Origin of the sequence: Pseudomonas sp. ACN5, from assembly GCF_002303975.1 — a bacterium.
GTDB lineage: Bacteria > Pseudomonadota > Gammaproteobacteria > Pseudomonadales > Pseudomonadaceae > Aquipseudomonas > Aquipseudomonas laurylsulfatiphila.
In genome coordinates this window covers 39,646-66,094 of record NZ_MRCP01000012.1, presented here as the reverse complement: position 1 = coordinate 66,094, position 26,449 = coordinate 39,646, and the positions used below count along the sequence as shown (strand labels likewise).

At 62.0% G+C, this 26,449-nt stretch carries 25 protein-coding genes; 19 read left to right on the top strand and 6 right to left on the bottom strand.

The window, feature by feature from the left end; all coding sequences use genetic code 11:
* Positions 1 to 204: 204 nt before the first annotated feature.
* Positions 205 to 1,206 (top strand): FecR family protein, encoded by a 1,002-nt coding sequence (locus BSF40_RS21595; protein ID WP_095966662.1) that lies wholly within the window; start codon positions 205 to 207, stop codon positions 1,204 to 1,206.
* 57 nt (positions 1,207 to 1,263) lie between these two features.
* Here the strand turns inward: BSF40_RS21595 and BSF40_RS21590 are convergent, their stop codons facing one another.
* Positions 1,264 to 3,612, bottom strand: coding sequence for an acylase (locus BSF40_RS21590; protein ID WP_095966661.1), 2,349 nt, complete (start codon positions 3,610 to 3,612; stop codon positions 1,264 to 1,266).
* Between the two features lie 249 nt (positions 3,613 to 3,861).
* Here BSF40_RS21590 and BSF40_RS21585 point away from each other — a divergent pair, with 249 nt between their 5' ends.
* A complete protein-coding gene (locus tag BSF40_RS21585) occupies positions 3,862 to 4,233 on the top strand; it encodes a hypothetical protein (RefSeq protein WP_015094968.1) in 372 nt (123 codons plus the stop codon).
* 8 nt (positions 4,234 to 4,241) lie between these two features.
* On the opposite strand, the gene BSF40_RS21580 is transcribed toward BSF40_RS21585, so the two are convergent.
* Positions 4,242 to 4,430 (bottom strand): hypothetical protein, encoded by a 189-nt coding sequence (locus BSF40_RS21580; RefSeq protein ID WP_015094967.1) that lies wholly within the window; start codon positions 4,428 to 4,430, stop codon positions 4,242 to 4,244.
* A 562-nt stretch (positions 4,431 to 4,992) separates the two neighbouring features.
* On the opposite strand from BSF40_RS21580, the gene BSF40_RS21575 reads away from it, so the two are divergent.
* The 7 genes from BSF40_RS21575 (at position 4,993) to BSF40_RS21545 (ending at position 10,071) form a co-directional block, all read left to right on the top strand.
* The gene (locus BSF40_RS21575) at positions 4,993 to 5,439 is read left to right on the top strand and encodes a DUF411 domain-containing protein (RefSeq protein ID WP_095966660.1); all 447 of its coding nucleotides are present in this window, start codon (positions 4,993 to 4,995) and stop codon (positions 5,437 to 5,439) included.
* Positions 5,439 to 5,873 (top strand): YqaA family protein, encoded by a 435-nt coding sequence (locus BSF40_RS21570; RefSeq protein ID WP_095966659.1) that lies wholly within the window; start codon positions 5,439 to 5,441, stop codon positions 5,871 to 5,873. Before BSF40_RS21575 ends, BSF40_RS21570 begins: the two co-directional genes overlap by 1 nt.
* 85 nt (positions 5,874 to 5,958) lie before the next feature.
* Positions 5,959 to 6,996, top strand: coding sequence for an alpha/beta fold hydrolase (locus BSF40_RS21565; RefSeq protein ID WP_095966658.1), 1,038 nt, complete (start codon positions 5,959 to 5,961; stop codon positions 6,994 to 6,996).
* A 13-nt stretch (positions 6,997 to 7,009) separates the two neighbouring features.
* Positions 7,010 to 7,963 carry a D-2-hydroxyacid dehydrogenase family protein gene (locus tag BSF40_RS21560; protein WP_095966657.1) on the top strand — a complete coding sequence of 318 codons (954 nt, stop codon included), beginning with the start codon at positions 7,010 to 7,012 and terminating at the stop codon, positions 7,961 to 7,963.
* A 261-nt stretch (positions 7,964 to 8,224) separates the two neighbouring features.
* On the top strand, positions 8,225 to 8,761 hold the full coding sequence (locus tag BSF40_RS21555; RefSeq protein ID WP_095966656.1) for a tetratricopeptide repeat protein: 537 nt from the start codon (positions 8,225 to 8,227) through the stop codon (positions 8,759 to 8,761).
* Between the two features lie 66 nt (positions 8,762 to 8,827).
* A complete protein-coding gene (locus BSF40_RS21550) occupies positions 8,828 to 9,310 on the top strand; it encodes an RNA polymerase sigma factor (protein WP_310650742.1) in 483 nt (160 codons plus the stop codon).
* Positions 9,310 to 10,071 carry an anti-sigma factor gene (locus BSF40_RS21545; RefSeq protein WP_095966655.1) on the top strand — a complete coding sequence of 254 codons (762 nt, stop codon included), beginning with the start codon at positions 9,310 to 9,312 and terminating at the stop codon, positions 10,069 to 10,071. Before BSF40_RS21550 ends, BSF40_RS21545 begins: the two co-directional genes overlap by 1 nt.
* Before the next feature lie 46 nt (positions 10,072 to 10,117).
* On the opposite strand, the gene BSF40_RS21540 is transcribed toward BSF40_RS21545, so the two are convergent.
* From BSF40_RS21540 to BSF40_RS21530, 3 genes are all read right to left on the bottom strand, one after another.
* Positions 10,118 to 10,393, bottom strand: coding sequence for a hypothetical protein (locus tag BSF40_RS21540; RefSeq protein ID WP_095966654.1), 276 nt, complete (start codon positions 10,391 to 10,393; stop codon positions 10,118 to 10,120).
* A 110-nt stretch (positions 10,394 to 10,503) separates the two neighbouring features.
* Positions 10,504 to 11,802 carry an ATP-binding protein gene (locus BSF40_RS21535; RefSeq protein ID WP_095966653.1) on the bottom strand — a complete coding sequence of 433 codons (1,299 nt, stop codon included), beginning with the start codon at positions 11,800 to 11,802 and terminating at the stop codon, positions 10,504 to 10,506.
* A gap of 4 nt (positions 11,803 to 11,806) precedes the next feature.
* Positions 11,807 to 12,508 carry a response regulator transcription factor gene (locus BSF40_RS21530; protein WP_095966652.1) on the bottom strand — a complete coding sequence of 234 codons (702 nt, stop codon included), beginning with the start codon at positions 12,506 to 12,508 and terminating at the stop codon, positions 11,807 to 11,809.
* Positions 12,509 to 12,802: 294 nt separating this feature from the next.
* Between BSF40_RS21530 and BSF40_RS21525 the strand changes: the two genes are divergently transcribed.
* From BSF40_RS21525 to BSF40_RS21480, 10 genes are all read left to right on the top strand, one after another.
* Positions 12,803 to 13,960, top strand: coding sequence for an efflux RND transporter periplasmic adaptor subunit (locus tag BSF40_RS21525; RefSeq protein ID WP_095966651.1), 1,158 nt, complete (start codon positions 12,803 to 12,805; stop codon positions 13,958 to 13,960).
* A 15-nt stretch (positions 13,961 to 13,975) separates the two neighbouring features.
* The gene (locus BSF40_RS21520; protein ID WP_095966650.1) at positions 13,976 to 17,074 is read left to right on the top strand and encodes an efflux RND transporter permease subunit; all 3,099 of its coding nucleotides are present in this window, start codon (positions 13,976 to 13,978) and stop codon (positions 17,072 to 17,074) included.
* 178 nt (positions 17,075 to 17,252) lie between these two features.
* A complete protein-coding gene (locus BSF40_RS21515) occupies positions 17,253 to 17,894 on the top strand; it encodes a DUF1345 domain-containing protein (protein ID WP_095966649.1) in 642 nt (213 codons plus the stop codon).
* A gap of 76 nt (positions 17,895 to 17,970) precedes the next feature.
* On the top strand, positions 17,971 to 18,810 hold the full coding sequence (locus BSF40_RS21510; protein WP_095966648.1) for an AraC family transcriptional regulator: 840 nt from the start codon (positions 17,971 to 17,973) through the stop codon (positions 18,808 to 18,810).
* A 53-nt stretch (positions 18,811 to 18,863) separates the two neighbouring features.
* Entirely contained in the window at positions 18,864 to 19,472 is a 609-nt protein-coding gene (locus BSF40_RS21505) for a LysE family translocator (RefSeq protein ID WP_095966647.1), read from the top strand.
* Positions 19,473 to 19,612: 140 nt separating this feature from the next.
* Complete coding sequence (locus BSF40_RS21500; RefSeq protein WP_095966646.1) at positions 19,613 to 20,638, top strand: LacI family DNA-binding transcriptional regulator; 1,026 nt, start codon at positions 19,613 to 19,615, stop codon at positions 20,636 to 20,638.
* Between the two features lie 145 nt (positions 20,639 to 20,783).
* The gene (locus BSF40_RS21495) at positions 20,784 to 21,566 is read left to right on the top strand and encodes a sugar phosphate isomerase/epimerase (protein WP_095966645.1); all 783 of its coding nucleotides are present in this window, start codon (positions 20,784 to 20,786) and stop codon (positions 21,564 to 21,566) included.
* A complete protein-coding gene (locus tag BSF40_RS21490; RefSeq protein ID WP_095966644.1) occupies positions 21,559 to 22,587 on the top strand; it encodes a sugar kinase in 1,029 nt (342 codons plus the stop codon). The genes BSF40_RS21495 and BSF40_RS21490 overlap by 8 nt, the downstream gene beginning before the upstream one ends.
* Positions 22,588 to 22,635: 48 nt before the next feature.
* Positions 22,636 to 23,934 (top strand): MFS transporter, encoded by a 1,299-nt coding sequence (locus BSF40_RS21485; RefSeq protein WP_095966643.1) that lies wholly within the window; start codon positions 22,636 to 22,638, stop codon positions 23,932 to 23,934.
* Between the two features lie 21 nt (positions 23,935 to 23,955).
* The gene (locus BSF40_RS21480; protein ID WP_095966642.1) at positions 23,956 to 24,933 is read left to right on the top strand and encodes a D-glycerate dehydrogenase; all 978 of its coding nucleotides are present in this window, start codon (positions 23,956 to 23,958) and stop codon (positions 24,931 to 24,933) included.
* 145 nt (positions 24,934 to 25,078) lie between these two features.
* On the opposite strand, the gene BSF40_RS21475 is transcribed toward BSF40_RS21480, so the two are convergent.
* Positions 25,079 to 26,266, bottom strand: coding sequence for a pyridoxal phosphate-dependent aminotransferase (locus tag BSF40_RS21475; protein WP_095966641.1), 1,188 nt, complete (start codon positions 26,264 to 26,266; stop codon positions 25,079 to 25,081).
* Between the last annotated feature and the right edge of the window lie 183 nt (positions 26,267 to 26,449).

Here is a 26,449-nt window from a genome sequence, read left to right as displayed (position 1 = left end):
GGATCTGCGCAGCACATCGGCCGCAATGGCACTGTGATGATTTTTTTGATCTTTTTTCACGCGCCCTATGGATACTGCAAGCCGACAACAGGCTATCCAGGGGCGGAGCGTTGAAAAAAAGTTACACATTGATAGTTAAATGCCATGACTGATGTTCTCGCAGACTGCCCCCAAGGTTAGAATGCACGAAATCAGGATGAGCCAATGACCGAACACACGCTCTCGGAAGCCGACTACGACGCCATCACCGATGCCGCTGCGCATTGGTGCATGCGTCTGCACGCCAATGACTGCACAGAGCAGGAGCGCCACGCGTTCGAACAATGGCGTGATGCACATCCGCTCCATGCCTTCGAGTACGAAGCGATGCTGGAAATATGGGATGTGGCCGGCGACCTGCCCCGCCCCGCACCCGTCCTGCCGCTGGTTCGCCCCCAGCCCGAAGCTCCGTGGCGCCGCCTGGCCATTGCCGCGGCAGTCTGTGCCCTGGCGCTGCCTTTGGCCGGATATGGCGGCTGGCACCTGGGCTGGGTACCGAACGCGTACCAGCATTTCCAAGCCACCGACAATGTTCGTACGGTCACCTTGAAAGATGGCAGCCAGGTGGAGCTGAACCTGGGCAGCGAGCTGACGTACAGCAACTATAAGGATCAGCGGCAAGTCACGCTGAAAAAAGGCGAAGCGTTCTTCAGGGTCAGCCATGACACCCGCCACCCTTTTGTGGTCAAGGCCGCCGAAGGACGGATTCGCGTGACCGGCACCCAATTCAACGTCTGGATGTATGAAGACCAGGTCAAGGTCAATCTGATCCAGGGTTCGGTACTGGTCAGCAGCAACACCGACCTGCCCGGCGACGGTTTGCGTCTCGACCCGGCGATGCAGGCCAGTTATCGTCGCGGCGACTTCACTCCCCGCATCAGCCAGACCTATGACAATGACAGTTCGCTGGCCTGGCGCCAGGGCAAGCTGGTGCTCGACGATCTGGCACTGAGCGATGCGCTGCCATTGATCAATCGCTACCTGGACAAACCGTTGATGGTCGCCGACAACAGCACCGGCTCGATCCATATCGGCGGCATCTACAACATCAAGGATATCAACGGCCTGGTGAAGTCCCTGCCGCGGGTCCTGCCGGTCTACCTGACCCGCAATGACAACGGCAATCTGGTGGTCAACGCGATCCCGCAAAAGCCCCCGAAAAACTAAAAAGGCCGCCACCCGTGCGGGGTGCGGCCTACAGTGTTCCCGTAAAACTCCATTACCTCAATGCGCGACGACCTTGGCATCCTGCTGGCGGATCGTCCGTACCTGATACTGCGGATCGGACGTGATCTGTTGCTCGGTGAAGGGCAGCACGCTCCATTGCTTCTGCGAAAAGGCCTGCGTCTGATCCCGTGAAAATTTCGAAGCGGGGTCACTCGACAACGAGAACGCCAGCAGCCCCTTGGCTTGCGGTCCTTTTTCGTCGAAGGTCACCACTTGCAGGTAGCTCGTGCCACTGACCACCTCGCGCTTGCCATCGCTACGCGGCACGCTCTGGATAGCGTTGTAGACCCCCAACGTACCCGGCCCGCCATGGATCGGCGTCTGTTGCCCGCCGCTGCTGACCACCTGGATGTCGCCCCAGCGAGTGTCCGGCTTGAGGCCTGACGCCTTGACCTGCTCAGCCGAAGCCAGCATCGCTGTGCGCAGCGCCTTGGCCACTGGCGGGTGATCGACGGCGAGTCCACTCGGGGTGTGTTGCGGGTCCTGCGGATCGAACGCCACGCGCCATACGTCCGGCACCGACTCCAGTGCCTCCATGACATTCTGGAAGTGCACAAAACCCAGACCACTGGCCAGGTTGGCCTTGCGGTCCCAAGCCTTGAGGCTGGCGCACAGTGGCGCGAGGGTTTTGGCATCGGCACCGAGACCCGCGGCGCAGAATTGCAGCAGGTCCGGCATCACTTGAGCCGCCTGATAGACCTGATCATCCATGACCATGTGCTGCAAGTCCGCCACCGCGACCTTGCCGCCCCCGGTCAGCGCACTCAAACGGTCCAGGGCAAAGCGTGAACGCAGGCCCAAAGGTTGGCCATCCTGGCTGATCAGCGGCGAATAGCCGGTCAGCGGTTGCGCCGGATTGGCCATCCACGCCGAATCGTTGGAATGCTGGACAAAATCCTTGCGCAGCAGTTGCGGCAACTTGTCCGCTGCATAGATGCCCTGTTGTGGCGCCTGCGGATCGATGTCCCAGGCACAGGCGCTGTTGGAACCGTCGAGAATGATCATCTGCAGGCCGACTCGCGGATCGCTGCATTGTGCCAGCTTGTCGACGCTGACGTTGGGCACCACCGAGAGGTTCATGTACAGCGTCTGCCCCTGATCGTCCGCCGCCAGCGTGTTGACCCACGGAATGCCCTGGATCTTGTGCACCGAGTCCTGGAAATCCTTGAGGTTTTCGGCGCGGTTCATCGCGTACCACTGCTGCAGGACGCGATCGTTATCCAGATTGGCATCGCGCAGGCTGAAGGCGTACTGATGATCCCAATCCAGTTTTCCCGGCCATTGCACCACCGGACCGAACTTCGAGCTGTAGACCACACGGGAAATCGCCTTGACCTGCCCGTCCGCCTGCCTGACGTTGACGGTCACAGTCTGCTGGTCCATCGGCAAGGACTGGCCGTCGAGCAGATAACGGGTCGAATCCTTGGGATCGAGTTGCAGGCGGTACAGTGTGAAATGCCTGGACGAATCCACGGTGTGGGTCCAGGCCAGATGTTGATTGAAACCGATGTTGATCAGCGGCAGGCCGGGCAACGCCGCGCCCATCACGTCCAGTTTGCCGGGAATGGTCAGGTGCATCTGATAAAAACGCATGCCGCCCACCCACGGGAAGTGCGGATTGGCCAACAACATGCCGCGTCCGTTAAAGGAACGTTCGCTGCCGATCGCGACAGCATTGCTGCCGCGGTCCAGGGCAAACCTTTGCAGGCGCGTGGCGGCCACCTGGAACGCTGCCTGGGCGCTCGCCCCCCGGGCCACGGCTTGGGGTGGCGTGGCACCGGCCAGGGCTTCGGCGAACTGGCCGACGCCACCTTCGACCAACAGGCGCCGGGTCAGTTTGACCAGATCCATTGCCGTGATGTCCCGCACCCAATCGCCCTGGCACTGTTGCGGCAGACCCTGGGCACGACGTTCGCTCAGGAAACGGTTGTACCCCGCTACATAACCTTCAACCAACTCACGCACTGGCGGAGTCTGGGCCTGCCAGAAACCGGCGACAGCTTGCGGGGTGTTGAGCCAGGTGAAGAACAGATCGCTGACCAGGTTCTCGCGCGCCTCGACGGTGAACTGATCCGGTCCGAAATAGCGCGAACGCTCGCCGTTCACTGTAGTGATCTCGTTCGCCAGCAGGCACAGGTTGTCCTGGGCGTAGGCATAGCCGATGCCGTAACCCAGCCCGCGCTCGTTGTCGGCGCGGATGTGCGGCACACCGAAACTGGTTCGGCGGATGTCCGCGCTCGTTTGCGCAGACGTATCGCTTGCGCTCGCCGCAAGGCTCAACCCCAGGCTCACCCCCAGAGTCACACCCGCCAGGCTCAACCTGGTTAACTGGCTGGAAATAATCACGCTCGCTCCTGATCGAAAAAACGATGGCCGCTGTTGCGCGCACCCACGCGCGCAGTGCCTCCCTGTAGGGACGAAGCTCACATCAATAATTTAGGGTTTTGCCGCACATTGGCGTGCGAACTGACAGGCTGATCACACGACGTCGACAAAATTTCTACATTCGCGCCTTCATGATTTGGGCAGCTCATACGTCTAATCTTGTAAGAGCGCCCCATTTTTCCTGATCAGGCTCTGAAAAGGAGTTTTGCAATGTACAACTCGCAACTGCCAACGGACGGTAGCAACGCGCCAAAGGGTACTTCCATGGGAGTCGGCGTGTTCGAGCCGCGTACCGATCGCCACGGTAACGAGCGGATCCGGATCCTGCTCAAAAGCTATGGCCTGCGCACCAGCCTGATCCGCCTGAAAGTCATCGATGCCCTGCTGACGGCCGCCGAAAGCGACCGCAGTCTTGGCGTGCGTGGCGTGCACAGCCAATTGCTGGACCTGGACATTCCCCTGTCCTTTCTCAGCGTGCGCGAAGTGCTCAAGCGCTTGTGCAGTGAAGGCGTGATTGTCCTGAACCCCGACAAAAGCTACAGCCTGCATCCACAGGCTGCCGCCATCCTGCGCAACCAGTGAGCGAAGGATCAGGTCTTGACCTTGCGGCGCATCACGCCATTGATGACTACCACAATCACCGCCACGCCAATGGCGATGTACTGGAACATTTTTTCGCTGATGACGCCGGTGTTCTGCAACCAGGAAAGGCCAAACATGATCCCCAGCACCACCAGGGAGATCAGAATCGAGTATTTCAAACGTTGCGACTGAGTCATTGCGGGTTCCTGAATCTGAAAATGTATCCGGTTTGTATCAAGACGCTTGCCAGGCACTTACCCTGTTCCCGGGATAAGCGGCCACAAGCGGGGTCACATGTTACAGCCGATGAAGAGTTTTAGCTTCTTTGCGGCGATAACCATCAGGCGCTGGAGTCGGTCTTTGCGGCGAATGCCACCGCTGGCCTGCGTTATCCGGAGGAAGTCATGAAACTGCTCGACCGCTGAGATAACGAAATATCTGTAGGAGCGAGCCTGCTCGCGAAAAACCTGAGAGCACCGCGGGGTGTCAGGCTCCCCACATCATCGTTGACCTCCATCGCGAGCAACCCCGCTCCTACAGGTATGCGTGAAGAACCTTTTTTGACCCGAGGATCACGTAAACACGCGCCTTCGGCATTTCAACCTGACGATTTTGTAATGTCCCCATCATCTGCCTGACAGCACTGATCTACCATCATCGAATAGCGGATCTTTGTAGTATTTCGAAACACTCCTTGAATGCCTGACCGGAAAAAAGGGTCAGAATGCGTTTTTTTGCCCGTTAGCCGAGACGAATCCCATGCGAAACCCTCTGCGTCTGATCGCCCTGAGCGCCCTGTTCATGTCCTCCCTGGTCCAGGCCGCCGACCTCATTCCGATCGAGGTTCATCGCGACGCCAATTGTGGTTGCTGCAAAAAATGGATCAGCCACCTTGAAGCCAATGGTTTCAAGGTCGAAGACCACGTCGAAGCCAACATGAGCGAGTTCAAGCAACAGCACGGCGTGCCGCCACGCCTGGCGTCGTGCCACACCGCGTTGATCAACGGCAAATTCGTCGAAGGACACGTCCCGGCCGACCAGGTCCTGGCCTTGAGCAAGCGCGACGATCTGTTGGGCGTCGCGGCCCCTGGCATGCCCATGGGTTCGCCCGGCATGGAAATGGACGGCATGAGCGATGCCTACCAGGTCATCGGCCTGAAAAAGGACGGCACTGACGTGGTGGTCGCGGACTACCCCGCCCATTGATGCCAGGCGCGTACCTCGGGCTGTTTTTCGCGGCATTCGGTGCCGCCACGCTGCTGCCGTTGCAATCCGAAGCCGTGTTGGTGGGGCTGCTGCTCAGCGACCGCTACTGGCTCTGGGCACTGCTGGCGATGGCGACGTTCGGCAACGTTCTGGGGTCGCTGCTCAACTGGTGGCTGGGGCGGGGAATCGAACGGTTCCGAGAGCGGCGCTGGTTTCCGGTAAGCCCCCGGCACCTGGAAAAAGCCCGGCTGCATTACCAGCGCTACGGCCATTGGTCATTGCTGCTCAGTTGGCTACCGGTCATCGGCGATCCGCTGACACTGGTCGCCGGGGTCATGCGTGAGCCATTGGGGCGCTTCCTGCTGATCGTCACCCTGGCCAAAGGTGCCCGCTACGGCGCGTTGGCCGTAGCGACGCTGGGCTGGATGGGTTGAACCATCGAGGGCGGCGATTGCCTGTGTTTAATGCCGCCCTAATCGAGCCGATCCAGCATCGGCGGATTTTCCATGGAGCTCACCCATGTCGCGCCACTTCCCCCGCTGGTTACCCGGCCTGTTGTTGACTGCCGCCCTGCCCGCCATCGCCCACGCCGAAGCCCAAGCCCAAGCGCCGGAATACGGCCCCGAACTCCAGGGTTTCGACTATCCCTACACACTCAAGCATTTCGCCTTTGAATCCCAGGGCCAGTCCCTGCAAATGGGCTATATGGACGTCGCCGCCCACGGCAAGGCCAACGGTCGCAGCGTGGTGCTGATGCATGGCAAGAACTTTTGCGGTGCCACTTGGGACAGCTCGATCAAAGCCCTCAGCGACGCCGGCTATCGGGTCATCGCCCCGGACCAGATCGGCTTCTGCAGCTCCAGCAAACCGGCGCACTATCAGTACACGTTCCAGCAACTGGCGACGAACACCCAGCAATTGCTCAAGGCATTGGGCATACAGAAAGCCACCCTGCTGGGGCACTCCACCGGCGGCATGCTCGCCACTCGCTATGCCTTGCAATATCCCGAACAGGTCGAGCAACTGGCACTGGTCAACCCCATCGGCCTGGAAGACTGGAAAGCCCTCGGCGTGCCCTATCGCACGGTAGACCAATGGTATGAACGCGAACTCAAGCTCAGCGCCGACGGTATCCGCAACTACGAACGCACCACCTATTACGGCGGGCGCTGGAAGCCGGAATTCGAGCGCTGGGTCAACATGCTCGCCGGCCTCAACAAAGGCCCGGGGCATACGCAAGTCGCGTGGAACTCGGCGCTGATCTACGACATGATCTTCACTCAACCGGTGTACTACGAGTTCCAGAACCTGAAGATGCCGACCCTGCTGTTGATCGGGACATCCGATACCACTGCCATCGGCAGTGACATCGCCCCGCCCGAGGTCAAGGCGAAGATCGGGCACTACGACGTCCTCGGCAAACACGTGGCGAAGATGATTCCCCAGTCCACGCTGGTCGAATTCCCTGGCATGGGCCACGCGCCACAGATGGAAGAACCGGCACAGTTCCACCAGGCCCTGCTCGCCTGGCTGAACAAGACCAACCCCGTGCGTTGAAGAGGAAAGGCTGATGCCTGTGCAGATTGCAGTGCTTGATGATTGGCAGGATGTGGCGCGGGATGTGGTGGACTGGTCGGCGCTGGACAGCGTCGGCCAGGTGAGTTTCCTCCATGACTATCCCGCCGACAACCAGACGCTGGCCGAGCGTCTGGCCGGGTTCGAGGTGATCTGCGTCATGCGCGAGCGCACCCGCTTCGATGAAGACCTGCTGCGCCGCCTGCCCAGGCTCAAACTGCTGGTGACCGGCGGCATGCGCAACGCCGCCCTGGACCTGAAAGCTGCCGCCGCGCTGGGCATCCAGGTCAGCGGCACCGACAGCTACAAACACGCGGCGCCGGAGCTGACCTGGGCGCTGATCATGGCTGCCACCCGCAATCTGGTGGTCGAAGCCAATGCCTTGCGTGCCGGCCAGTGGCAACAAGGCCTGGGCGGCGACCTGCACGGCAAGACGCTGGCGATCCTCGGCCTTGGCAGCATCGGCCAGCGTGTCGCGCAATTCGGCCAGGTGTTCGGCATGCGCGTCATCGCCTGGAGCGAAAACCTCACCGCCGAACGTGCGGCGCAAGCCGGTGTGACCCGTGTCAGCAAGCAGGAGCTGTTCGAACAGGCCGACGTGCTGTCGGTGCACCTGGTGCTCAGCGACCGCAGTCGCGGCCTGGTGGACGCACAAGCCCTGGGCTGGATGAAGCCCACGGCATTGCTGGTCAACACCGCCCGCGGACCGATCGTCGATGAAGCGGCGCTGATCAAGGCACTGCAGAAGCAACGACTGGCCGGTGCCGCACTGGACGTCTTCGAGCATGAGCCGCTGCCCGCGCACCATCCGTTCCGAACCCTGGATAATGTATTGGCGACGCCCCATGTCGGGTACGTGAGCCAACAGAACTACCGGCTGTTTTTCTCGCAAATGATCGAGGACATCCAGGCCTGGGCGGCGGGTACACCGATTCGCCTGCTGGGTTGAACAAAAATCCCCTGTGGGAGCGGGCTTGCTCGCGAAAGCGGTGGATCAATCAACATTGATGCTGCCTGACACTCCGCCTTCGCGAGCAAGCCCGCTCCCACAGTGATCTTCAGCGCACACAAAACCGTGCCCGTTCGCAATCGGCCGCCAGAACATAATGAATAATTGTTCATGCTGCGGTGTTCTCATCACATCAACCTTGCACTGCGTCTGGCGGGACGCGTCCTGATCTGAACCCCATGAAGCTCTGGAGCAAAGCCCATGAATATTCGTTGTGCAGTTCTGATGACCCCGTTTTTGCTGACCGTTGCGTTGTCCGGTTCCCTCGCCCTGGCCAACGGCGGCGATGACGAGCCGCCCGCCAGACCCAACTGCCCGAAAGGACAGGTGCTCGATACCCGGTCGCAGCGGTGCGTCAAACAGACCAGCAGCCTGGTGCCTGACGAAGACCGCACCAATTATGCCTATCAACTGGCCAAGGACGGACGTTACGAAGAGGCCCTGGCCCTGCTCGACACGCTGAAACAGCCAAATACCGCAAAAGCGCTGAACTATCGCGGCTACGCCACGCGTAAACTGGGACGCACCGACGAAGGTATCGGTTATTACCTGCAATCGGTAAAACTCGACCCGCAATACGCGCAAGTCCGCGAATACCTGGGCGAGGCCTATGTGGTCAAGGGCCGGCTGGACCTTGCACAGGAGCAACTGCAGCAGATCAAATCCATCTGCGGCAATACCCAGTGCGAGGAGTACCAGGACCTGGCCGAAGCCATCAACGGATCATCGAAAACCTGACAACCCGAGCGGACGGAGGTCGCCATCGCCAGCGATCAGGCAATACGAACGGAACTGAACCAGCATCTGGCGCGTTTATGGCGCTACGGCCTGCTGTTGTCCCGGCAACGGCATATCGCCGATGACCTGGTGCAGGCCACCTGCGTGCGGGCGCTGGAGCGGGCCGGGCAATACGAGTCGGGGACGCGCATGGACCGCTGGCTGCTGAGCATCCTGCACTCGATCTGGCTCAATGAAGTCCGTGCCCAGCGGGTGCGGCAAGGCCAGGGCCAGGTGGATGCCGACCAGGCCTTGTCGTTCGATGGAGAGTCCGTGGCCCAGACCCACGTGTTGGCGGCACAGGTCATCCGCCGCGTCGATGCATTGCCCGAGGCCCAGCGTGAAACGGTATTTCTCGCCTACGTCGAAGGATTGTCCTACCGCGAAGTCGCCGACGTGCTGCAAGTGCCCATCGGCACGGTCATGAGTCGACTGGCCGCCGCCCGGGCGAAACTGGCCGAATATCCTCCGTTGCACACGGTGCCCCACCCTTACCGAGGAGAACATTGATGAACGCGAAACCCTCGGACGAACAACTGGTGGCTTATCTCGACAACCAGCTCGATGCCGAGCAGCGCTCGCGCATCGACGCGGCCATCAACGCCGACCCGATGCTGGGCCTGCGCCTGCAGTGGCTGGATCGCAGCAGCCTGCCGTTCAAGGACGCCTACGATGAACTGGCCCGGCAGGCGCCGGTGGATCGCCTGCAAGCCATGCTCGCCACACTGCCCTCACCCGCCCGCCCCGGGCTCAGCCGACGCTGGTTCCTGGCCGCCGCGGCCGGGTTGCTGGCCGGTGGCGTGCTGGCTGACCGTTTGTTCCTCGGCTGGCAAGCGAGTCAGCAGACTCACAGCTGGCGCGGTCTGGTGGCCGATTACATGGCGCTCTACGTGCCGGAAACCCTGGACCACCTGCCCGCTGATGAAGCCACCCAGCGGGCCCAACTGCGGACCATCGACGCGCGCCTGGGCCTGAACCTCGCGCCGGCAAAACTGAGCCTGCCCCGTGCCGAGTTCAAACGGGCGCAAATCCTCGAGTACGACGGCGCCCCCATCGCCCAGATCACCTACCTCGATCCGGCGCACGGCCCCATGGCGTTGTGCGTGACCCGCTCCAACAGCGGCAGCCGCCATTTCGCCCGGGAACAGCGACGCGAACTGAACATCGTGTATTGGGCGGACATGGAGCACGCCTGGATGCTGATCGGGCATCAGCCAATGACGGATCTGGAGGAGATGGCCAAACTGTTGCGGGGCCGGTTGAGCGCTTGAGACGCAGACACAGGTTTGCGGGGACGTAAAAAGCCCCCGCAAGCCATCATGTTGTTCTGCGGCCGACGCCCGACTTCTCAAGGTCTTGTACCCTTGGCGGCACACCATCCACCCCGCTCGTCATCGTGAATCTCACCGCATCGCCGACAAGAAAACAGGCGTTACCCTCTGCGGTCATGTTCGGTCCAATCCGGATCGCCAAGGTGCAACAGCCGCCATCAGGCATGACCATCGCAAATTTTGTCGACAGGCTTTCGACCTTGACGTCCCTGATCGCACTGATCGTGCCCTGCCCGCTGGTTTTTATTATTGGCGCGCCCATTCGTCCCTCCAGCCTCGCCGCCCTGTATTGACTTCAAAGGCTAATGAAACCCGTAAGCGTGGCACCTTGCTACTGTCAAACCTGACAGATGATGCGGCCGTTTGTCGAAATCAGACCGGCAATGGCAACCATAAACGGAACCGCGCCCCGCCCAGCGGAGAGGCTTGCACCGTGAGCGTGCCGCCCTGGGCTTCCAGGGCGCGGCGGCTGATCGCCAGCCCCAGTCCGAAACCACCCGTGGCGCGGTCGCGGCTGCGGTCGAGGCGGTAGAAGGGTTCGAAGATCCGCTCGCGCTCGTCATCCGGAATGCCGATCCCGTCATCATCGACCCAGATTTCACAGCCGCCGGCACAGACCTGCACACCGATCTGGATACGTTTTTCGCAGTAGCGCATGGCGTTGCGCAGCAGGTTTTGCAAGGCGCGGGCGGTCAGGCGCGGGTCGAGGCTGAAGCGTTCGAGCTGGCCGTGGAGCAATACGTCGATGACGATGTCCGGGGATTGTTCGTCGTCGATGCTGCCCAGAATGCTGTCGATGAATTCGTCAAGCGACACCTCGACTTGCTCCGGAACCCGCGCCGGGTTTTGCAGACGGCTGTAGGACAGCAACTCAAGCACAAGCTCATCGAGCTCACGGATGTGATCGACCAGCCCTTGCAGGCGTTCGCGGCTGGTGGCCGGCAAGTCGTCGGACAGGGCCAGCGCCAGGCCAAAATCCAGCCGTGTCAGCGGTGTGCGCAGTTCATGGGAGACTGCGTTGAGCAGATCACGCTGCTGGTTCAACAGGTTCTCGATGTCGCCGGCCATGGTGTCGAAGACGTTGGCCAGACTGCCGATGTTGGAACTCGGGGCAATCTGCGTGCGCTCGCTCAAGTGGCCCTTGCCAAAGCGTTCCGCCGCGCTTTTCAGACGTTCCAGGTCGCGCCAGTGCGGGCGCAACCACAGCAACAGGCACGCGAGCATGGTCGCGCCGATCAGCACGTTGATGCTCCAGTACAACAGGCTGACGTCCATCGGGTCCGGCGGTACGACCATTTGCACCACGGTGCGCTCGTTCAGTGGTGCCACTGCCAAAGTGCGCCAGCCCCAGTCGCCGATCCGCACAATGTTCTCGCCGCGCTGCAATCGCTGCTGCTCATCAGACGTCAGGCTGCTGTCATCGTTACCGCTAAGCACGATGTGCAGCGGATTGAAGTCCTTGTCCATCTCAGCGGCCAGGGCCGGCCACTGTTCGACCGGGGCCGCGTGAAACTGTTTGACGATCAGCGTTTGCAAGCCTCGGGAGTAATCGAGGTTGTAGGTAATGAAGCGCTCATGAAAGACCTTGATCACCAGATCCGGCACCAGATAAATCGCCGCGCTGAACGAGACGATGGTCACCAGGTACAAGCGAAAGAGGATTCTGAACATCGGCTCAGCATTCCCACTCGGAACGGCTGAACAGGTAGCCCTTGCCCCACACGGTCTTGATCTTGCGCGCCTCGCCGGCGTGGTCGTCGAACTTGCGCCGCAACTTGGAAATCGCCACGTCCACCGAACGGTCGGTGCCGTTGAATTCGATGCCGCGCAGGCGTTGCAGGATCTGGTCGCGGCTCAGCACCTCCCCGGCATGCCGGGCCAGCACCACCAGCAGGTTGTACTCGCCGCTGGACAAATCCACCAATTGCTCGCGCCAGGTCACGGTGCGTTCGGACAGGTCGATGCACAGGTTGCCCATCAGAATGCGGTCGTTGGCGGTCTGCGGCTCGCTGAGGCTGCTGCGGCGCAACAGGGTCCGCACCCGCGCCAGCAGCACCCGTGGCTCGCAGGGTTTGGTCACGTAATCGTCGGCCCCCATTTCCAGTCCCAGTACCTGATCGTGGCTGTCGTCGCGGGCGGTGAGCATCAGGATCGGCAAGGTCGCCGAATCGGCGCGCAGCAGGCGACAGACCTGCAGGCCGTCGAGGCCGGGCAGCATCAGGTCGAGGATCACCAGGTCCGGCGGATTGAGCCGCGCACGTTCGCGCACAGGGTCACCGCGACCGATCACGCTGACGGAATAACCGTTGCGCTCCAGGTAGCTGGCAATCAGTTCGGCGAGGGCGGTGTCGTCTTCGACCAGGAGGATGTTGGGCATGGGGTGTTTCCAGAAAAAAGCAGTGGCGCCTGTACCGGCCTCTTCGCGGGCAAGCCCGCTCCCACAGGGATTTGAGGTGAACACAAAGGCTATGAACACCACCGACCACTGTGGGAGCGAGCCTGCTCGCGAAGGCGGCCTGACAGACGCAATAAAATTCAAGGACTGAAGGATATACGCCCTCACTCGTCTCTGAGTAAAACCCTTACACAATTTCACACAGCACCAACAAAGCTTCACCGCTACCCTCGCCTGCGCCCAGTAGGATGCTGGGAGTCTTTATTGGGGTATTACATGTCGAAGAATCTGCTTGCCAGGCTCAGTCTGATTGCTCTGGCGTTGACACTGGGCGCGTGCGACAAGGCCTCGAACGCCGAGGAACAGGCGCCGCTGGCCACGGTTCGCATCGAGACCATCGAAGCACAACCACTGACCATCAGCAGCGAACTGAGCGGACGGATTGCCGCACCGCGCATGGCCGAGGTGCGTGCCCGCGTGGCCGGCGTGGTCCTGCAGCGCACCTTCCGTGAAGGCAGTGACGTGAAACAGGGCGATGTCCTGTTCCGCATCGACCCGGCACCGTTCAAGGCCGATCTGGACAGCGCCGAAGCAGCGCTGCGCAAGGCCGAGGCCAACGCGTTCCAGGCCCGGTTGCAGGAACAGCGCTATGCCCAGTTGATCGACGACAAGGCCATCAGCGGCCAGGACTACGACAACGCCCGGGCCAACGCACGGCAGACCGCCGCCGACGTCGCGGCCAGCAAGGCTGCGGTGGAGCGGGCGAAACTCAACCTCGGCTACGCCACCGTCACCGCGCCGATTTCCGGGCGCATCGGGCGTGCGCTGGTCACCGAAGGCGCGCTGGTCGGGCAGAACGAAACCACGCCGCTGGCGCTGATCCAGCAACTCAATCCGATTCATGCCGACCTGACCCAGTCCACCCGTGAGCTCAACGAACTGCGCCGCGCCTTCCGTTCCGGCCAGTTGCAGCAGGTCGGCCAGGACCAGGCCAAGGCCACGCTGATTCAGGATGACGGCAGCCTCTACCCGCTGCCGGGCAAAATGCTGTTCAGCGACATCACCGTCGACCCGGGCACCGGCCAGATCATCCTGCGCAGCGAGTTCCCCAACCCCGACCTCGACCTGCTGCCCGGCAGTTTCGTGCGCGTGCGCCTGGAACAAGCGGTCAACCGCCAGGGCATCAGCGTGCCGCAACGGGCCATCCAGCGTGACAGCGCCGGCATCGCCCAGGTGTTGCTGCTCGACGCCGAACAGCGCGTCGGCCAGCAACCGGTCGAACTGGGCGCCGTGCAGAACGATCGCTGGATCGTCACCGGCGGCCTGAAAGCCGGCGACCGCATCGTCATCGAGGGCCTGCAGCACGCCCGCCCCGGCGAGAAAGTGCAGATCGACGACTCCCCTCTTCCACTTGCCCAGGTGACTGGTCAGTAAGCAGGACGCTTTTTTATGCCGCAGTTCTTTATCGACCGCCCGGTGTTTGCCTGGGTGGTCGCGTTGTTCATTCTGCTGGCCGGTGCCCTGGCCATTCCGCAGTTGCCGGTGGCGCAATACCCCGACGTCGCGCCGCCGCAGATCGAAATCTATGCCGTGTACCCGGGCGCTTCGGCACAAACCGTGGACGAAAGCGTGGTCAGCCTGATCGAGGAAGAACTCAACGGCGCCGATCATCTGTTGTATTTCGAATCCCAGAGCAGCCTCGGCAGCGCGACCATCAAGGCCACTTTCCAGCCGGGCACCAACCCGGAGCTGGCGCAGGTGGATGTGCAGAACCGCCTCAAGGCCGTGGAGTCGCGCCTGCCGCAAGCGGTCATCCAGCAAGGTTTGCAGGTGGAGAAAGTCTCCTCCGGTTTCCTGCTGTTGATCACCCTGACCTCCAGCGACGGCAAACTCGACGACGTGGCGCTCAGCGATTACCTGGCGCGCAACGTGATGAACGAGATCAAGCGCCTGGACGGCGTCGGCAAGGCGCAGCTGTACGGTGCCGAGCGGGCGATGCGGATCTGGATCGACCCGCAGAAACTGCTCGCCTTCAACCTGACGCCAGCGGACGTCAACGCCGCCATCGTCGCGCAAAACGCCCAGGTGTCGGCCGGCAGCATCGGCGATCTGCCGACCCGCACCACCCAGGAAATCACCGCGACCATTCTGGTCAAGGGTCAGTTGTCGACCCCCGAAGAGTTTGCCGACATCGTCCTCAAGGCCAATCCGGACGGTTCGACCGTGCGCATCAGCGATGTCGCGCGGGTCGAGATCGGTAGCCAGGAATACCAGTTTTCCACGCGCCTGAACGGCAAGCCGTCCACCGCCGTCGCCGTGCAGTTGTCGCCTGGCGCCAACGCCCTGAACACCGCGACCCTGGTGCGGGCGAAGATGGATGAACTCAAGCGCTACTTCCCGGCGAACGTCGAGTACTCGATCCCGTACGACACCTCCCCCTTCGTCAAGGTCTCGATCACCAAGGTGGTCTACACCCTCCTTGAGGCCATGCTGCTGGTGTTTGCGGTGATGTTCCTGTTCCTGCAGAACATCCGCTACACGCTGATTCCGACACTGGTGGTGCCGGTAGCATTGATGGGCACCTTTGCGACGATGCTGGCGCTGGGGTTTTCGATCAACGTGCTGACCATGTTCGGCATGGTGCTGGCCATCGGCATCCTGGTGGACGACGCCATCGTGGTGGTGGAGAACGTCGAGCGCATCATGGCCACCGAGGGCCTGTCGCCCAAGGAAGCCACGCGCAAGGCCATGCAGCAGATCACCGGGGCCATCATCGGCATCACCCTGGTGCTGGTCGCGGTGTTCATTCCAATGGCGTTCATGCAGGGTTCGGTCGGGGTGATTTACCAGCAGTTCTCGCTGTCGATGGCCACTTCGATCCTGTTCTCGGCCTTCCTCGCCCTGACCTTGACCCCGGCCCTGTGCGCGACGCTGCTCAAGCCGATTGCCAAAGGCGAGCACCACAAAAAGAGCGGATTCTTCGGCTGGTTCAACCGCCGTTTCGAGCAACTGACCGCGCGCTACCAAGGCTGGGTCGCCTACGCGTTGAAACGCACCGGGCGCTACCTGCTGATCTACGGTGTGCTGCTGATTGGTCTGGGCCTGGCCTTCAGTCGCCTGCCTTCCTCGTTCCTGCCGGTGGAAGACCAGGGTTACACCATCACCGACATCCAGTTGCCGCCGGGCGCGAGCAAGAACCGCACGGTGCAGGTGGCCGAGCAGGTGGAAGCGCACAACGCCGGCGAGCCGGGCATTCGCGACAGTGTGGTGATTCTCGGATTCAGCTTTTCCGGCAGCGGGCAGAATGCGGCGCTGGCATTCAGCACGCTCAAAGACTGGTCGGAGCGCGGCAGCGACGATTCGGCGGCCTCGATTGCCGACCGGGCCAACGTCGCCCTCAGCCAGATCAAGGACGCGGTGACCTTTGCCGTGCTGCCGCCGCCCGTGGATGGCCTGGGTACGTCCAGCGGCTTCGAGTTCCGCCTGCAGGATCGCGGTGGTCTGGGCCATGAGAAGCTGATGCAGGCGCGCACCGACTTGCTCGCGGCCGCCGAAAAAAGCCCGATCCTGATGAACGTGCGCGAAAGCGCCCTGGCCGAGGCGCCGCAGGTGCAACTGGTGGTCGACCGCAAGCAGGCCAACGCGCTGGGGGTGTCCTTTGCCGACGTCGGCAACGTGCTGTCCACGGCCGTGGGCTCGGCCTACATCAACGACTTCCCCAACCAGGGGCGGATGCAGCGCGTCGTGGTCCAGGCCGAGGGCGACCAGCGCAGCCAGGTGCAAGACCTGCTGAAGATCCACGTGCGCAACACCCACGGAAAAATGGTGCCCTTGTCAGCCTTCGTGCAGGCCAAATGGACCCAGGGCCCGGCGCAGTTGACCCGCTACAACGGCTACCCGGCGATCAGCATTTCCGGTGAACCGACACCGGGCCACAGCACAGGCGAAGCCATGGCCGAGATCGAGCGGTTGGTGGCCCAAGGCCCGGCGGGCCTGGGCCAGGAGTGGACCGGGTTGTCGCTGCAGGAACGCCTGTCCGGCAGCCAGGCGCCGATCCTGCTCGGGCTGTCGCTGTTGATCGTGTTCCTGTGCCTGGCGGCGTTGTACGAGAGCTGGTCGATCCCGACCTCGGTGCTGCTGGTGGTGCCGCTGGGCGTGCTCGGCGCGGTGCTGGCCGTGACCTTGCGCAGCATGCCCAACGACGTGTTCTTCAAGGTCGGACTGATCACCATCATCGGCCTGTCGGCGAAGAACGCGATCCTGATCATCGAGTTCGCCAAGAGCCTGTACGACGAAGGCCACGACCTGGTCGACGCCACCCTGCAAGCGGCACGCCTGCGGTTGCGGCCGATCGTCATGACTTCGCTGGCGTTCATCCTCGGCGTGGTGCCCCTGGCGATTGCCACAGGTGCCAGCTCGGCGAGCCAGCAGGCCATCGGCACCGGGGTGATCGGCGGGATGATCACGGCGACGCTGGCCGTGGTGTTCGTGCCGGTGTTTTTTGTGGTGGTGATGAAGCTGGTGCGCAAACGCCATAAAAGCACCTGAAAAAACACTGGTCCCTGTGGGAGCGGGCTTGCTCGCGAAGGCGGCGTGTCAGTCAACAGGGATGTTGAAGGTGATGGCCTCTTCGCGAGCAAGCCCGCTCCCACAGGGATCTCCACGGTTTCAAGACTGGGGGCAATTGGGCTAAGGTGATTGCATTGCCCCAACCCGTCGAGCCTCCATGCCCTACCTCACCCACACCCACCCTCGCCTGTCCGCCGCCACGACGCTCGGTATCGCGGCGGGCATCCTGGTTCCGGCCGATTCGGTGATCAGCAAAATCCTCATCGGCTGGAATGCCGGAGTCTGGACTTACCTGATCCTGATGTCCTGGCTCACCGTGCGTTCAAAAGCGACCGACGTGAAACGCATCGCCGAAATCGAAGATGAAAACGCCGGGCTGGTGCTGTTGGTGGTGTGCATCGCGGCATTGGCCAGCCTGGCGACCATCACCTTCGAACTGGCTGGCAGCAGAGACCTTGAAACCACGCGCAAGCTCCTGCACTACGGCTTCACTGCATTGACGGTGATCGGCTCGTGGCTGCTGATCGGGGTGATTTTCAGCGTGCACTACGCGCGCCTGTTTTACACCTGGGAAGGCAAAGAGCCGGCGCTGCGCTTTGCTGAAGGCCTGACAACGCCCAATTACTGGGACTTCCTGTACTTCTCGTTCACCGTCGGCGTGGCGGTGCAGACCTCGGATGTCGGCGTGGCGACCCGTGATTTGCGCAAGATCGTGCTGGCGCAGTCGTTGATCGGTTTTCTGTTCAACACCGCCATCCTTGGATTCTCAATCAATATTGCGGCGGGCCTGTTCAACTGATGCCTGCACAAACGTTCTAGTCATCGCCCTTCCAGCAGGCGTTAAATAGCTCGGCAATCCGCCCCGCAGGTGCAACATGAACGCTCACAACTGGATCGACCTGTCCCGGGACGCCGACACCGGCATCGAGACCCTGCGCGCGCATTTCGTAGGTCACGCCTACGACCCGCACTGGCATGACAGTTATCTGGTGGGCGTCACCGAGCAAGGGGTCCAGCAATTCAATTGCCGACGGGCCAGGCACCAGAGCACGCCGGGCAAGGTGTTTTTGCTCGAGCCCGGTGACATCCATGACGGTGACGCACCGACCGCCGACGGTTTTACCTACCGCATGCTGTACCTCGATCCGCAGTGGTTACAGCGCGAACTCGGCGCCGTGTTCGATCATGCCCCCGACAACAGCCAACTGAGTTTCGCCGCCACCTTGGCCTGTGATGCGCGCCTGGCCCAGGCCACCAGCCTGGCGTTTGAAAGCCTGCATCGCGGTGAGCTGAAGATCATCCGCCAGACCGCCCTCGACGCGTTGCTCGAACGCCTGACCAGCCACTTGCATTGGCGCGCCCGCGATGGCCAGGACCCGCGTCTGCCGCGCGTGGCGCAGAAGGCCCGGGACTACCTGCATGCCAACGCGCAATACGACATCGGCCTCGATCAACTGGCGGCCGTCACAGGTGTCGACCGCTTCCGCCTGACCCGTGCGTTCAAGGCCGCTTACGGCATGGCGCCCCACGCGTATCTGGTGCAATTGCGCCTGGCAACCGCGCGGCGAATGCTGGCCCGAGGCGAGCAACCGGCAACGGTGGCGATGGCGCTGGGCTTTGCCGACCAGAGCCATCTGGGCCGCTGGTTCGTGCGCGCCTACGGCCTGACACCGGCGCTGTACCGCAAGCGCTGCTCAAATCTTCCAGACAAGTAACGCGGGGGATTGTGAAGATCGGTTTCACTGATCTTTACCGGAGTTTGCCCGCGATGCTCTCTTCTTTCCCGACGTTGCTGCCCTTCCTGCTCTTTGCCTTTGTGGCGTCCATCACACCCGGACCGACCAACATTCTGGTGCTCAGCAACAGTGCCCGATACGGCTTGGGCGCCGCCCTGCCGATTATCTTCGGCGCCTGCGCCAGTGCCGCGACGCTGGTGTTGCTGGTGGGCACGGGCGTTGGCTCTTCACTGACGGCCTGGCCCGCGTTGCAAAACGTCATGCAATGGGTCGGGGTAGCGTGGCTGAGTTATCTGGCCTGGCAGATCATCCGTTCGCCGGCCGAAGCCATCAGCACGCAGAAAACCGCTGCTCGACTGGGTTGGGTGGGCGCCGCCAGCCTGCAATGGATCAACCCGAAAACCTGGATGATGGCGCTGGCGGTGGTCAGTGTCTTCGCTGGAGCGGGCGAAGATCGGCTCGTCCATGTGATCAATCTTTCATGGGTGTTTTTCCTGGTTTCCTTGCCCTGCCTGGGTGTCTGGGCGCTGCTCGGTGCCGGGTCGAGTCGCTGGTTGCGCTCGCCCCGGGCCATGCAACGTTTCAATCGCTGCATGGGCCTGGTGCTGCTGGGTTCAGCGTGGCTGAGTGTGCTGGCCTGAACGCCACCGGTCAGTGTTTTTTCGACAATCGACAATCCGGGGCTTGACGGCGAATTGGCTTTTGGTGTCTTCTGAAACCGGTTTCAGCGCTATCTCACGAAGCGCTCGACCTTATAAATCCAATAAGAAGGTTTCAGACCGTGAACGATTTCTCCGCCGCCCAGCGCAGCCGCGTGACCATGCTCGACGTGGCCGAACACGCCAAGGTCTCCAAGGCCAGCGTTTCGCGGTTCATTGGCGAAGACCGCGCCCTGCTCTCCGATGCCATAGCCCAGCGCATCGAGCAGGCGATTGCGGAACTGGGCTATCGCCCCAACCAGATGGCCCGCGGCCTCAAGCGCGGGCGCACCCGCCTGATCGGCATGCTGGTGGCCGATATCCGCAACCCTTATTCAATCGCCGTGATGCACGGGGTGGAAACCGCCTGCCGTCAGCACGGCTATAGCCTGGTGGTGTGCAACACCGACCGCGACGACGAGCAAGAACGCCAGCACCTGGCCCTGTTGCGCTCGTACAACATCGAAGGCCTGATCGTGAACACCCTCGGTCATCACCGTGACGAATTGCACGAGCTGCACAGGGAAATGCCCCTGGTGCTGGTGGACCGCAAGGTCGAGCACCTTGAGAGCGACATGGTCGGGCTGGACAATCCGGCAGCCGTTGAAATGGCCCTCGCGCATCTTGAAGAACGCGGCTACCGCGACGTGTTGATGGTGTCCGAACCGTTCGATGGCACCAGTTCTCGGATCGAACGGGTCGCCAGTTTCAAGGCGCAAATTGCCCTGCGCCCGGCCCTCCATGGCAGCCTCATCGAAACCGGCAGTGAACTGACCGCAAAACTTGCAACCTTCCTCGACACGCCCGGCCCCGGCCCGAAAGCGCTGTTTTGCGCGAACGGCATTGCGGCGCTGGCCTGCACCCACGCGTTGCGTCAACTCAAGTGCAACCTGTTCGAGGATGTGGGCTTGATCGCCCTCGATGACCTGGATTGGTATCCGTTGGTGGGTAGCGGGATAACTGCGCTGGCCCAGCCAACCACCGAGATTGGCGCCAGTGCGTTTGAGTGTCTGCTCAAGCGGTTGCGCGGGGATGACGGGGCGGTGCGGACGCTGGATTTTTCCGCGCGGTTGATTGTTAGAGGATCGACTCTCGGAAATTCTCGGTGAATGTTCGGGCCTCTTCGCGGGCAAGCCCGCTCCCACATTTGGAATGCATTCCCCTGTGGGAGCGGGCTTGCCCGCGAAGAGGCCATCAAGATCACCCACTATTTTTTTGAACAAAAATGAAACCGGTTTCAGAGGTAAAACAACAATGAACAAACCCGCCGTTTCCATCAGCCTCTCCAGCTACGGCGCCGACCTGGTGCGCCAGCGCGGCCAAGGCAGTTTTATCGAAGTACTGGCCGCCGCCGGTGCCACGCGCATCGAATGGCGCGAGGAATTGCTGACCATTGAGGACCCCGTTCAACTGGCCAATGCCACTCAGGCAGAAGGCCTGGAGAGCGTGTATTCATCGCCAATGGAACTCTGGTTGGCCGGACAATCCAGGCCCAATCCAGCACTGATCACCGCCCTGCAACGCGCCCGGGCGTTCGGTGCCAAATGGCTGAAAGTGTCCCTGGGCTATTTCACTGACAACTGCGACCTGCACGCCCTCGCCCGGCTGCTGGACGCCAGCCCCGTGCAGTTGCTGGTGGAAAACGACCAGACCCTGCACGGCGGGCGCATCGAACCCTTCCAGCGCTTTTTCACTGAGGTCGAGCAACACCACTTGCCGATCAAGATGACCTTCGATATCGGCAATTGGCACTGGCAGGACCAGTCCGCCGCCAGCGCCGCGCGCCTCCTCGGACGCCACGTCGGCTATGTGCACTGCAAAGCGGTTACGCGTCGCGCCGACGACAAGCTGGTCGCCATCGCGCCGACCGCCAGCGACTTGCATCAGTGGGAACAGCTGCTGGGGCACATGGCCCAAGGCGTCATGCGGGCCGCGGAGTATCCGCTGCAAGGCGATGACCTGGTGCAGCTGACCCGCGAACACGTGGCAGCCCTCGCCTGCCTCGGCCAGGCGCAACGGGAGAGTGCTCATGTCTGAGATCGATATTCTGTCCTTCGGCGAGACCATGGCGATGTTCGTCGCCGAGCAGGAAGGCGACCTGGCCAGCGTTGGCGCCTTCCACAAACGCATCGCCGGGGCTGACAGCAATGTGGCGATCGGTTTGTCCCGGCTTGGCTTCAACGTGGCATGGCTGAGCCGGGTCGGTGCCGATTCGTTGGGCCGGTTCGTGGTCGACACCCTGGAAAAAGAAGGCCTGAATTGTCGTCACGTCGACACCGACACCGCCCACCCGACCGGTTTTCAACTTAAGTCCCGCACCGACGATGGCAGCGACCCGGCGGTCGAGTACTTCCGCCGTGGTTCGGCGGCCAGTCACCTGTCGCCGCACTCGATCGTGCCCGGGTTGCTCAAGGCCCGACACCTGCACGCCACCGGCATTCCCCCGGCGCTGTCGGAGTCGGCGCGGCAGATGTCGTTCGAGTTGATGACCCGCATGCGCGAGGCCGGGCGCAGCGTGTCCTTCGACCCGAACCTGCGCCCGAGCCTGTGGGCCAGCGAACGACAAATGATCACCGAGATCAACCGCCTCGCCGCCCTCGCCCATTGGGTGCTGCCGGGCTTGAGCGAAGGTCGATTGCTGAGCGGTTTCGAAGACCCGGCCGACATTGCTGCCTTCTACCTCGACCAGGGCGCCGAAGCCGTGGCGATCAAGCTTGGGCCGCACGGTGCTTACTACCGCACCCATCTTGATCAAGGTTTCGTCGCTGGCGTACCGGTGGCCACGGTGGTCGATACGGTGGGCGCCGGCGATGGTTTTGCCGTCGGCATGATCAGCGCGTTGCTGGAAAACCAGAGCTTTGCCGAGGCCGTGAAGCGTGCCAACTGGATTGGCAGCCGTGCGGTGCAGAGCCGGGGGGATATGGAGGGGTTGCCGACCCGATCCGAAATGGATGTCGAATTTGCGGCCGCCTTCGCGAGCAAGCCCGCTCCCACAGGTTTTGCGTCTGTGGGAGCGGGCTTGCTCGCGAAGGGGCCAGCACAGTCACTGAAGATCTAAACACCGTTACCTGCTGCAACAAAAACAACAAGCTCAGGAGCACCACTCATGAAAACCGCAACGCTCGCCACCCGCCGCTGGTGGTACATCATGCCCATCGTGTTCATCACCTATAGCCTGGCGTATCTGGATCGCGCCAACTACGGGTTCGCCGCCGCGTCCGGCATGGCGGCGGACCTGATGATCACACCAGGTTTGTCGTCGATGCTCGGCGCGCTGTTCTTCCTCGGCTACTTTTTCTTCCAGGTACCCGGCGCGATCTACGCGCAGAAACACAGTGTGAAGAAGCTGATTTTCGTCAGCCTGATCCTCTGGGGCAGCCTGGCGACCTTGACCGGGATTGTCTCCAATGCCTACTGGCTGATCGTCATTCGCTTCATGCTCGGCGTGGTCGAAGCGGCCGTCATGCCGGCGATGCTGATCTACCTGTGCCACTGGTTCACCCGCGCCGAACGCTCGCGGGCCAACACCTTCCTGATCCTCGGCAACCCGGTGACCATGCTCTGGATGTCGGTGGTCTCGGGCTACCTGGTGCAGCACTACAGCTGGCGCTGGATGTTCATCATCGAAGGTTTGCCCGCGGTGTTGTGGGCATTCATCTGGTGGCGCCTGGCCGATGATCGTCCGTCACAGGCCAAGTGGCTCAACGATCAGGAAAAGCAGGATCTGGAAAGCGCACTGGCCGCCGAACAGGTCGGCATCAAGGCCGTGAAGAACTACGCCGAAGCCTTCCGCTCTCCCAAAGTGATCATCCTGGCCCTGCAGTTTTTCTGCTGGAGCATTGGCGTGTACGGTTTCGTGTTGTGGTTGCCGTCGATCCTCAAGGCCGGCGCGCAGATGGACATGGTCCAGGCCGGCTGGCTGTCGGCGCTGCCGTACCTGGCGGCAGTGATCGGCATGCTGCTGGTGTCCTGGGGTTCGGACAAACTGCAAAAACGTAAACGTTTCGTCTGGCCGCCACTGCTGATTGCCTCGATCGCCTTCTATGGCTCCTACGCCCTGGGTGCCGAACACTTCTGGTGGTCCTACACCCTGCTGGTGATTGCCGGCGCCTGCATGTACGCGCCTTACGGCCCCTTCTTCGCGATCATCCCGGAGATCCTCCCGGCCAACGTCGCGGGCGGCGCCATGGCGCTGATCAACAGCATGGGCGCCCTCGGCTCGTTTGGCGGTTCCTATCTGGTCGGTTACCTGAACAGCTCCACCGGCTCGCCGGGTGCATCGTACCTGTTGATGAGCGGCGCGTTGATGTTCTCGGTGGTACTGACGATTTTCCTCAAGCCCGGCGCCAGCGACCGGGAGCGGCCCTCGGCCACGGTAACGCGCGCCGCCACGGCACATTCCTGAATTGAAATCGAGATCCCGAAAATGAAAAAGCAGGTCGTCCTGTACAAGAAACTCTCGCCGTTATTGATGGCTCGCCTGCACGAGCAGGCCGAAGTGACGCTGATCGAAAACCTTGATGCCGAGGGCCTGGCCAAACTGCGCAATGCCCTGCCCCGCGCTCACGGTTTGCTCGGTGCCAGCCTGAAGCTGGATGCCGAACTGCTCGACCTGGCACCTGACCTTCAAGCCATTGCCAGCGTCTCGGTGGGCGTCGACAACTACGACATCGACTACCTCACCGAACGGCGAATCCTGCTGAGCAACACGCCGGATGTGCTCACCGAAACCACCGCCGACACGGGCTTTGCGCTGATCCTGGCGACTGCCCGGCGGGTGGTGGAACTGGCGAATCTGGTTCGCGCCGGCCAATGGCACCGCAACATCGGCCCTGCGCATTTCGGCAGCGACGTGCACGGCAAAACCCTGGGCATCATCGGCATGGGCCGTATTGGCGAAGCCCTCGCGCAGCGCGGGCATTTCGGGTTTGGCATGCCGGTGATCTACCACAGCCAGTCACCGAAACCGGCGGTGGAACAGCGGTTCAATGCGCGCTATCGAAGCCTGCCGGAACTGTTGCAACAGGCCGATTTCGTTTGCCTGACGTTACCGCTGACCGCTGAAACCCAAGGGCTGATCGGCGAAGAGCAGTTCGCCCAGATGCGTCCCGAGACCATCTTCATCAATATTTCGCGGGGCAAAGTGGTGGATGAAGCGGCGCTGATCGAAGCCTTGCGCACGGGCCGGATTCGCGCGGCGGGGCTGGATGTATTCGACCGCGAACCCTTGAATCAGGACTCGCCGTTGCTGCAGTTGAACAACGTGGTGGCGACACCCCACATCGGCTCGGCCACCCATGAAACACGGGAGGCCATGGCCAGGTGCGCGGTGGACAACCTGTTGGCGGCACTGGCCGGTGAGCGGCCGGCCAATCTGGTGAATGTTGGGGCGTGGCAGGGCTGAGGTATTCGGCGCCTGTTCGGCAGCCTTCGCGAGCAAGCCCGCTCCCACAATGGATTTGCTGTGAACACAGTACTTGTGAACAATAAAGATCAAATGTGGGAGCGGGCTTGCTCGCGAAGAGGCCAGCAAAGACAACACAAATCCTTCAGGCCCGCCGCACCTCCAGCAAATCCGTCGCACACAAAGCAATCCGCCGGCAGGCATCAGCCAGCTTCAGCTGATCCACCACCAACCCGATGCGGATATGTCCCGCCGCACTCGGCCCGAAAGCCTCACCGGCCAGCACCGACACGCCATAACCTTCCAGCAGTCGCTCGGCGAAGCGCTGGGCCGACAAGCCGGTCTGGCGCACATCGACCATCACGAACATTCCGCCGTCCGGGCGTATCGGCTTGAGTCCCGGGCATTGCCCCAGGCTTGCACACACCAGGTCGCGGCGCTGGCGATACTCTTCACGCATCGAGGCCACTTCCGGCAGGTCCCGGTCCAGCGCCAACTGCGCAGCGTTCTGCACGAAATCCGGGATACCGAACAACATGCTCAGCGACAAATTGACCAGGTGACCCGCCATGGGCTTGGGCCCAATCACCCAGCCCACCCGCCAACCACTCATGGCGTGGGATTTGGACAGGCTGTTGATCGTCGCGGTGCGCTCGGCCATGCCCGGCAGGCTCGCCGGGCTGATGTGCTGGCCTTCGTACAGCAAGTCGCTGTAGACCTCGTCACTGATCAGCCACAAATCGTGACGAATGCACAGTGCCGCCAGCTCTTGCCAGATGGCCAGTGGCAAACTGGCGCCGGATGGATTGTTCGGACTGTTGAGCAGTATGGCGCGTGTCTTGGGCGTGATCCGCGCCGCGACATCCAGCGGGTCGACGCGAAACCCGTTCTGCGGGCGCACGGGCACCGGGACCACGGTGGCCGCACACGCGCCGATCACGCCTTCATAGGTCACGTACATCGGCTCGGCGACAATCACTTCATCGCCCGGGTCGAGCAGGCATTGCGCCACCGAATACACCGCGCACTGCGCCCCCGGAAAGACGATCACATGTTCGCCATCCACCACCTGGCCACTGCGTTGCCGATGCCGGCGGGCAATGCTGTCGCGCAGCCCGCGACTGCCGCGCACTTCAGGATAGTGCGTATCACCGGCCAACAAGCTGGCGATGGCGGCCTGGACAATGGGTTGCGGCGTATCGAAGTCGGGGTCGCCAATGGACAACAGCAGGACGTCGACGCCCTGTTCGCGCAAGTGCAGCGCTCGATCGTGAATCTGCCAGGCCGCCGCACCGTCACCGGCGATTCGTTGGGTCAAGGCTGAGTAGCGCATGTTGTTCTCCTGTCGCGCGGGTACTCCAAGCCACAACCCTATCTCAAATCACGAAACGCGCCAGCATGGCGTTCAACTCCACCCTCAAAATTGCCATCGGAGCTATTGTGGCGAGGGAGCTTGCTCCCGTTCGGTTGCGCAGCAACCGCCGAACAAGGGGGCCGCTGCGCAGCCCAACGGGAG

Bases quoted from the DNA above. Each gene is read 5' to 3' on its own strand.
- BSF40_RS21595 (WP_095966662.1), top strand. From the start codon at position 205: ATGACCGAACACACGCTCTCGGAAGCCGACTACGACGCCATCACCGAT.
- BSF40_RS21585 (WP_015094968.1), top strand. From the start codon at position 3,862: ATGTACAACTCGCAACTGCCAACGGACGGTAGCAACGCGCCAAAGGGT.
- BSF40_RS21580 (WP_015094967.1), bottom strand. From the start codon at position 4,430: ATGACTCAGTCGCAACGTTTGAAATACTCGATTCTGATCTCCCTGGTG.
- BSF40_RS21575 (WP_095966660.1), top strand. From the start codon at position 4,993: ATGCGAAACCCTCTGCGTCTGATCGCCCTGAGCGCCCTGTTCATGTCC.
- BSF40_RS21570 (WP_095966659.1), top strand. From the start codon at position 5,439: ATGCCAGGCGCGTACCTCGGGCTGTTTTTCGCGGCATTCGGTGCCGCC.
- BSF40_RS21565 (WP_095966658.1), top strand. From the start codon at position 5,959: ATGTCGCGCCACTTCCCCCGCTGGTTACCCGGCCTGTTGTTGACTGCC.
- BSF40_RS21560 (WP_095966657.1), top strand. From the start codon at position 7,010: ATGCCTGTGCAGATTGCAGTGCTTGATGATTGGCAGGATGTGGCGCGG.
- BSF40_RS21555 (WP_095966656.1), top strand. From the start codon at position 8,225: ATGAATATTCGTTGTGCAGTTCTGATGACCCCGTTTTTGCTGACCGTT.
- BSF40_RS21545 (WP_095966655.1), top strand. From the start codon at position 9,310: ATGAACGCGAAACCCTCGGACGAACAACTGGTGGCTTATCTCGACAAC.
- BSF40_RS21540 (WP_095966654.1), bottom strand. From the start codon at position 10,393: ATGGGCGCGCCAATAATAAAAACCAGCGGGCAGGGCACGATCAGTGCG.
- BSF40_RS21535 (WP_095966653.1), bottom strand. From the start codon at position 11,802: ATGTTCAGAATCCTCTTTCGCTTGTACCTGGTGACCATCGTCTCGTTC.
- BSF40_RS21530 (WP_095966652.1), bottom strand. From the start codon at position 12,508: ATGCCCAACATCCTCCTGGTCGAAGACGACACCGCCCTCGCCGAACTG.
- BSF40_RS21525 (WP_095966651.1), top strand. From the start codon at position 12,803: ATGTCGAAGAATCTGCTTGCCAGGCTCAGTCTGATTGCTCTGGCGTTG.
- BSF40_RS21520 (WP_095966650.1), top strand. From the start codon at position 13,976: ATGCCGCAGTTCTTTATCGACCGCCCGGTGTTTGCCTGGGTGGTCGCG.
- BSF40_RS21515 (WP_095966649.1), top strand. From the start codon at position 17,253: ATGCCCTACCTCACCCACACCCACCCTCGCCTGTCCGCCGCCACGACG.
- BSF40_RS21510 (WP_095966648.1), top strand. From the start codon at position 17,971: ATGAACGCTCACAACTGGATCGACCTGTCCCGGGACGCCGACACCGGC.
- BSF40_RS21505 (WP_095966647.1), top strand. From the start codon at position 18,864: ATGCTCTCTTCTTTCCCGACGTTGCTGCCCTTCCTGCTCTTTGCCTTT.
- BSF40_RS21495 (WP_095966645.1), top strand. From the start codon at position 20,784: ATGAACAAACCCGCCGTTTCCATCAGCCTCTCCAGCTACGGCGCCGAC.
- BSF40_RS21490 (WP_095966644.1), top strand. From the start codon at position 21,559: ATGTCTGAGATCGATATTCTGTCCTTCGGCGAGACCATGGCGATGTTC.
- BSF40_RS21485 (WP_095966643.1), top strand. From the start codon at position 22,636: ATGAAAACCGCAACGCTCGCCACCCGCCGCTGGTGGTACATCATGCCC.
- BSF40_RS21480 (WP_095966642.1), top strand. From the start codon at position 23,956: ATGAAAAAGCAGGTCGTCCTGTACAAGAAACTCTCGCCGTTATTGATG.
- BSF40_RS21475 (WP_095966641.1), bottom strand. From the start codon at position 26,266: ATGCGCTACTCAGCCTTGACCCAACGAATCGCCGGTGACGGTGCGGCG.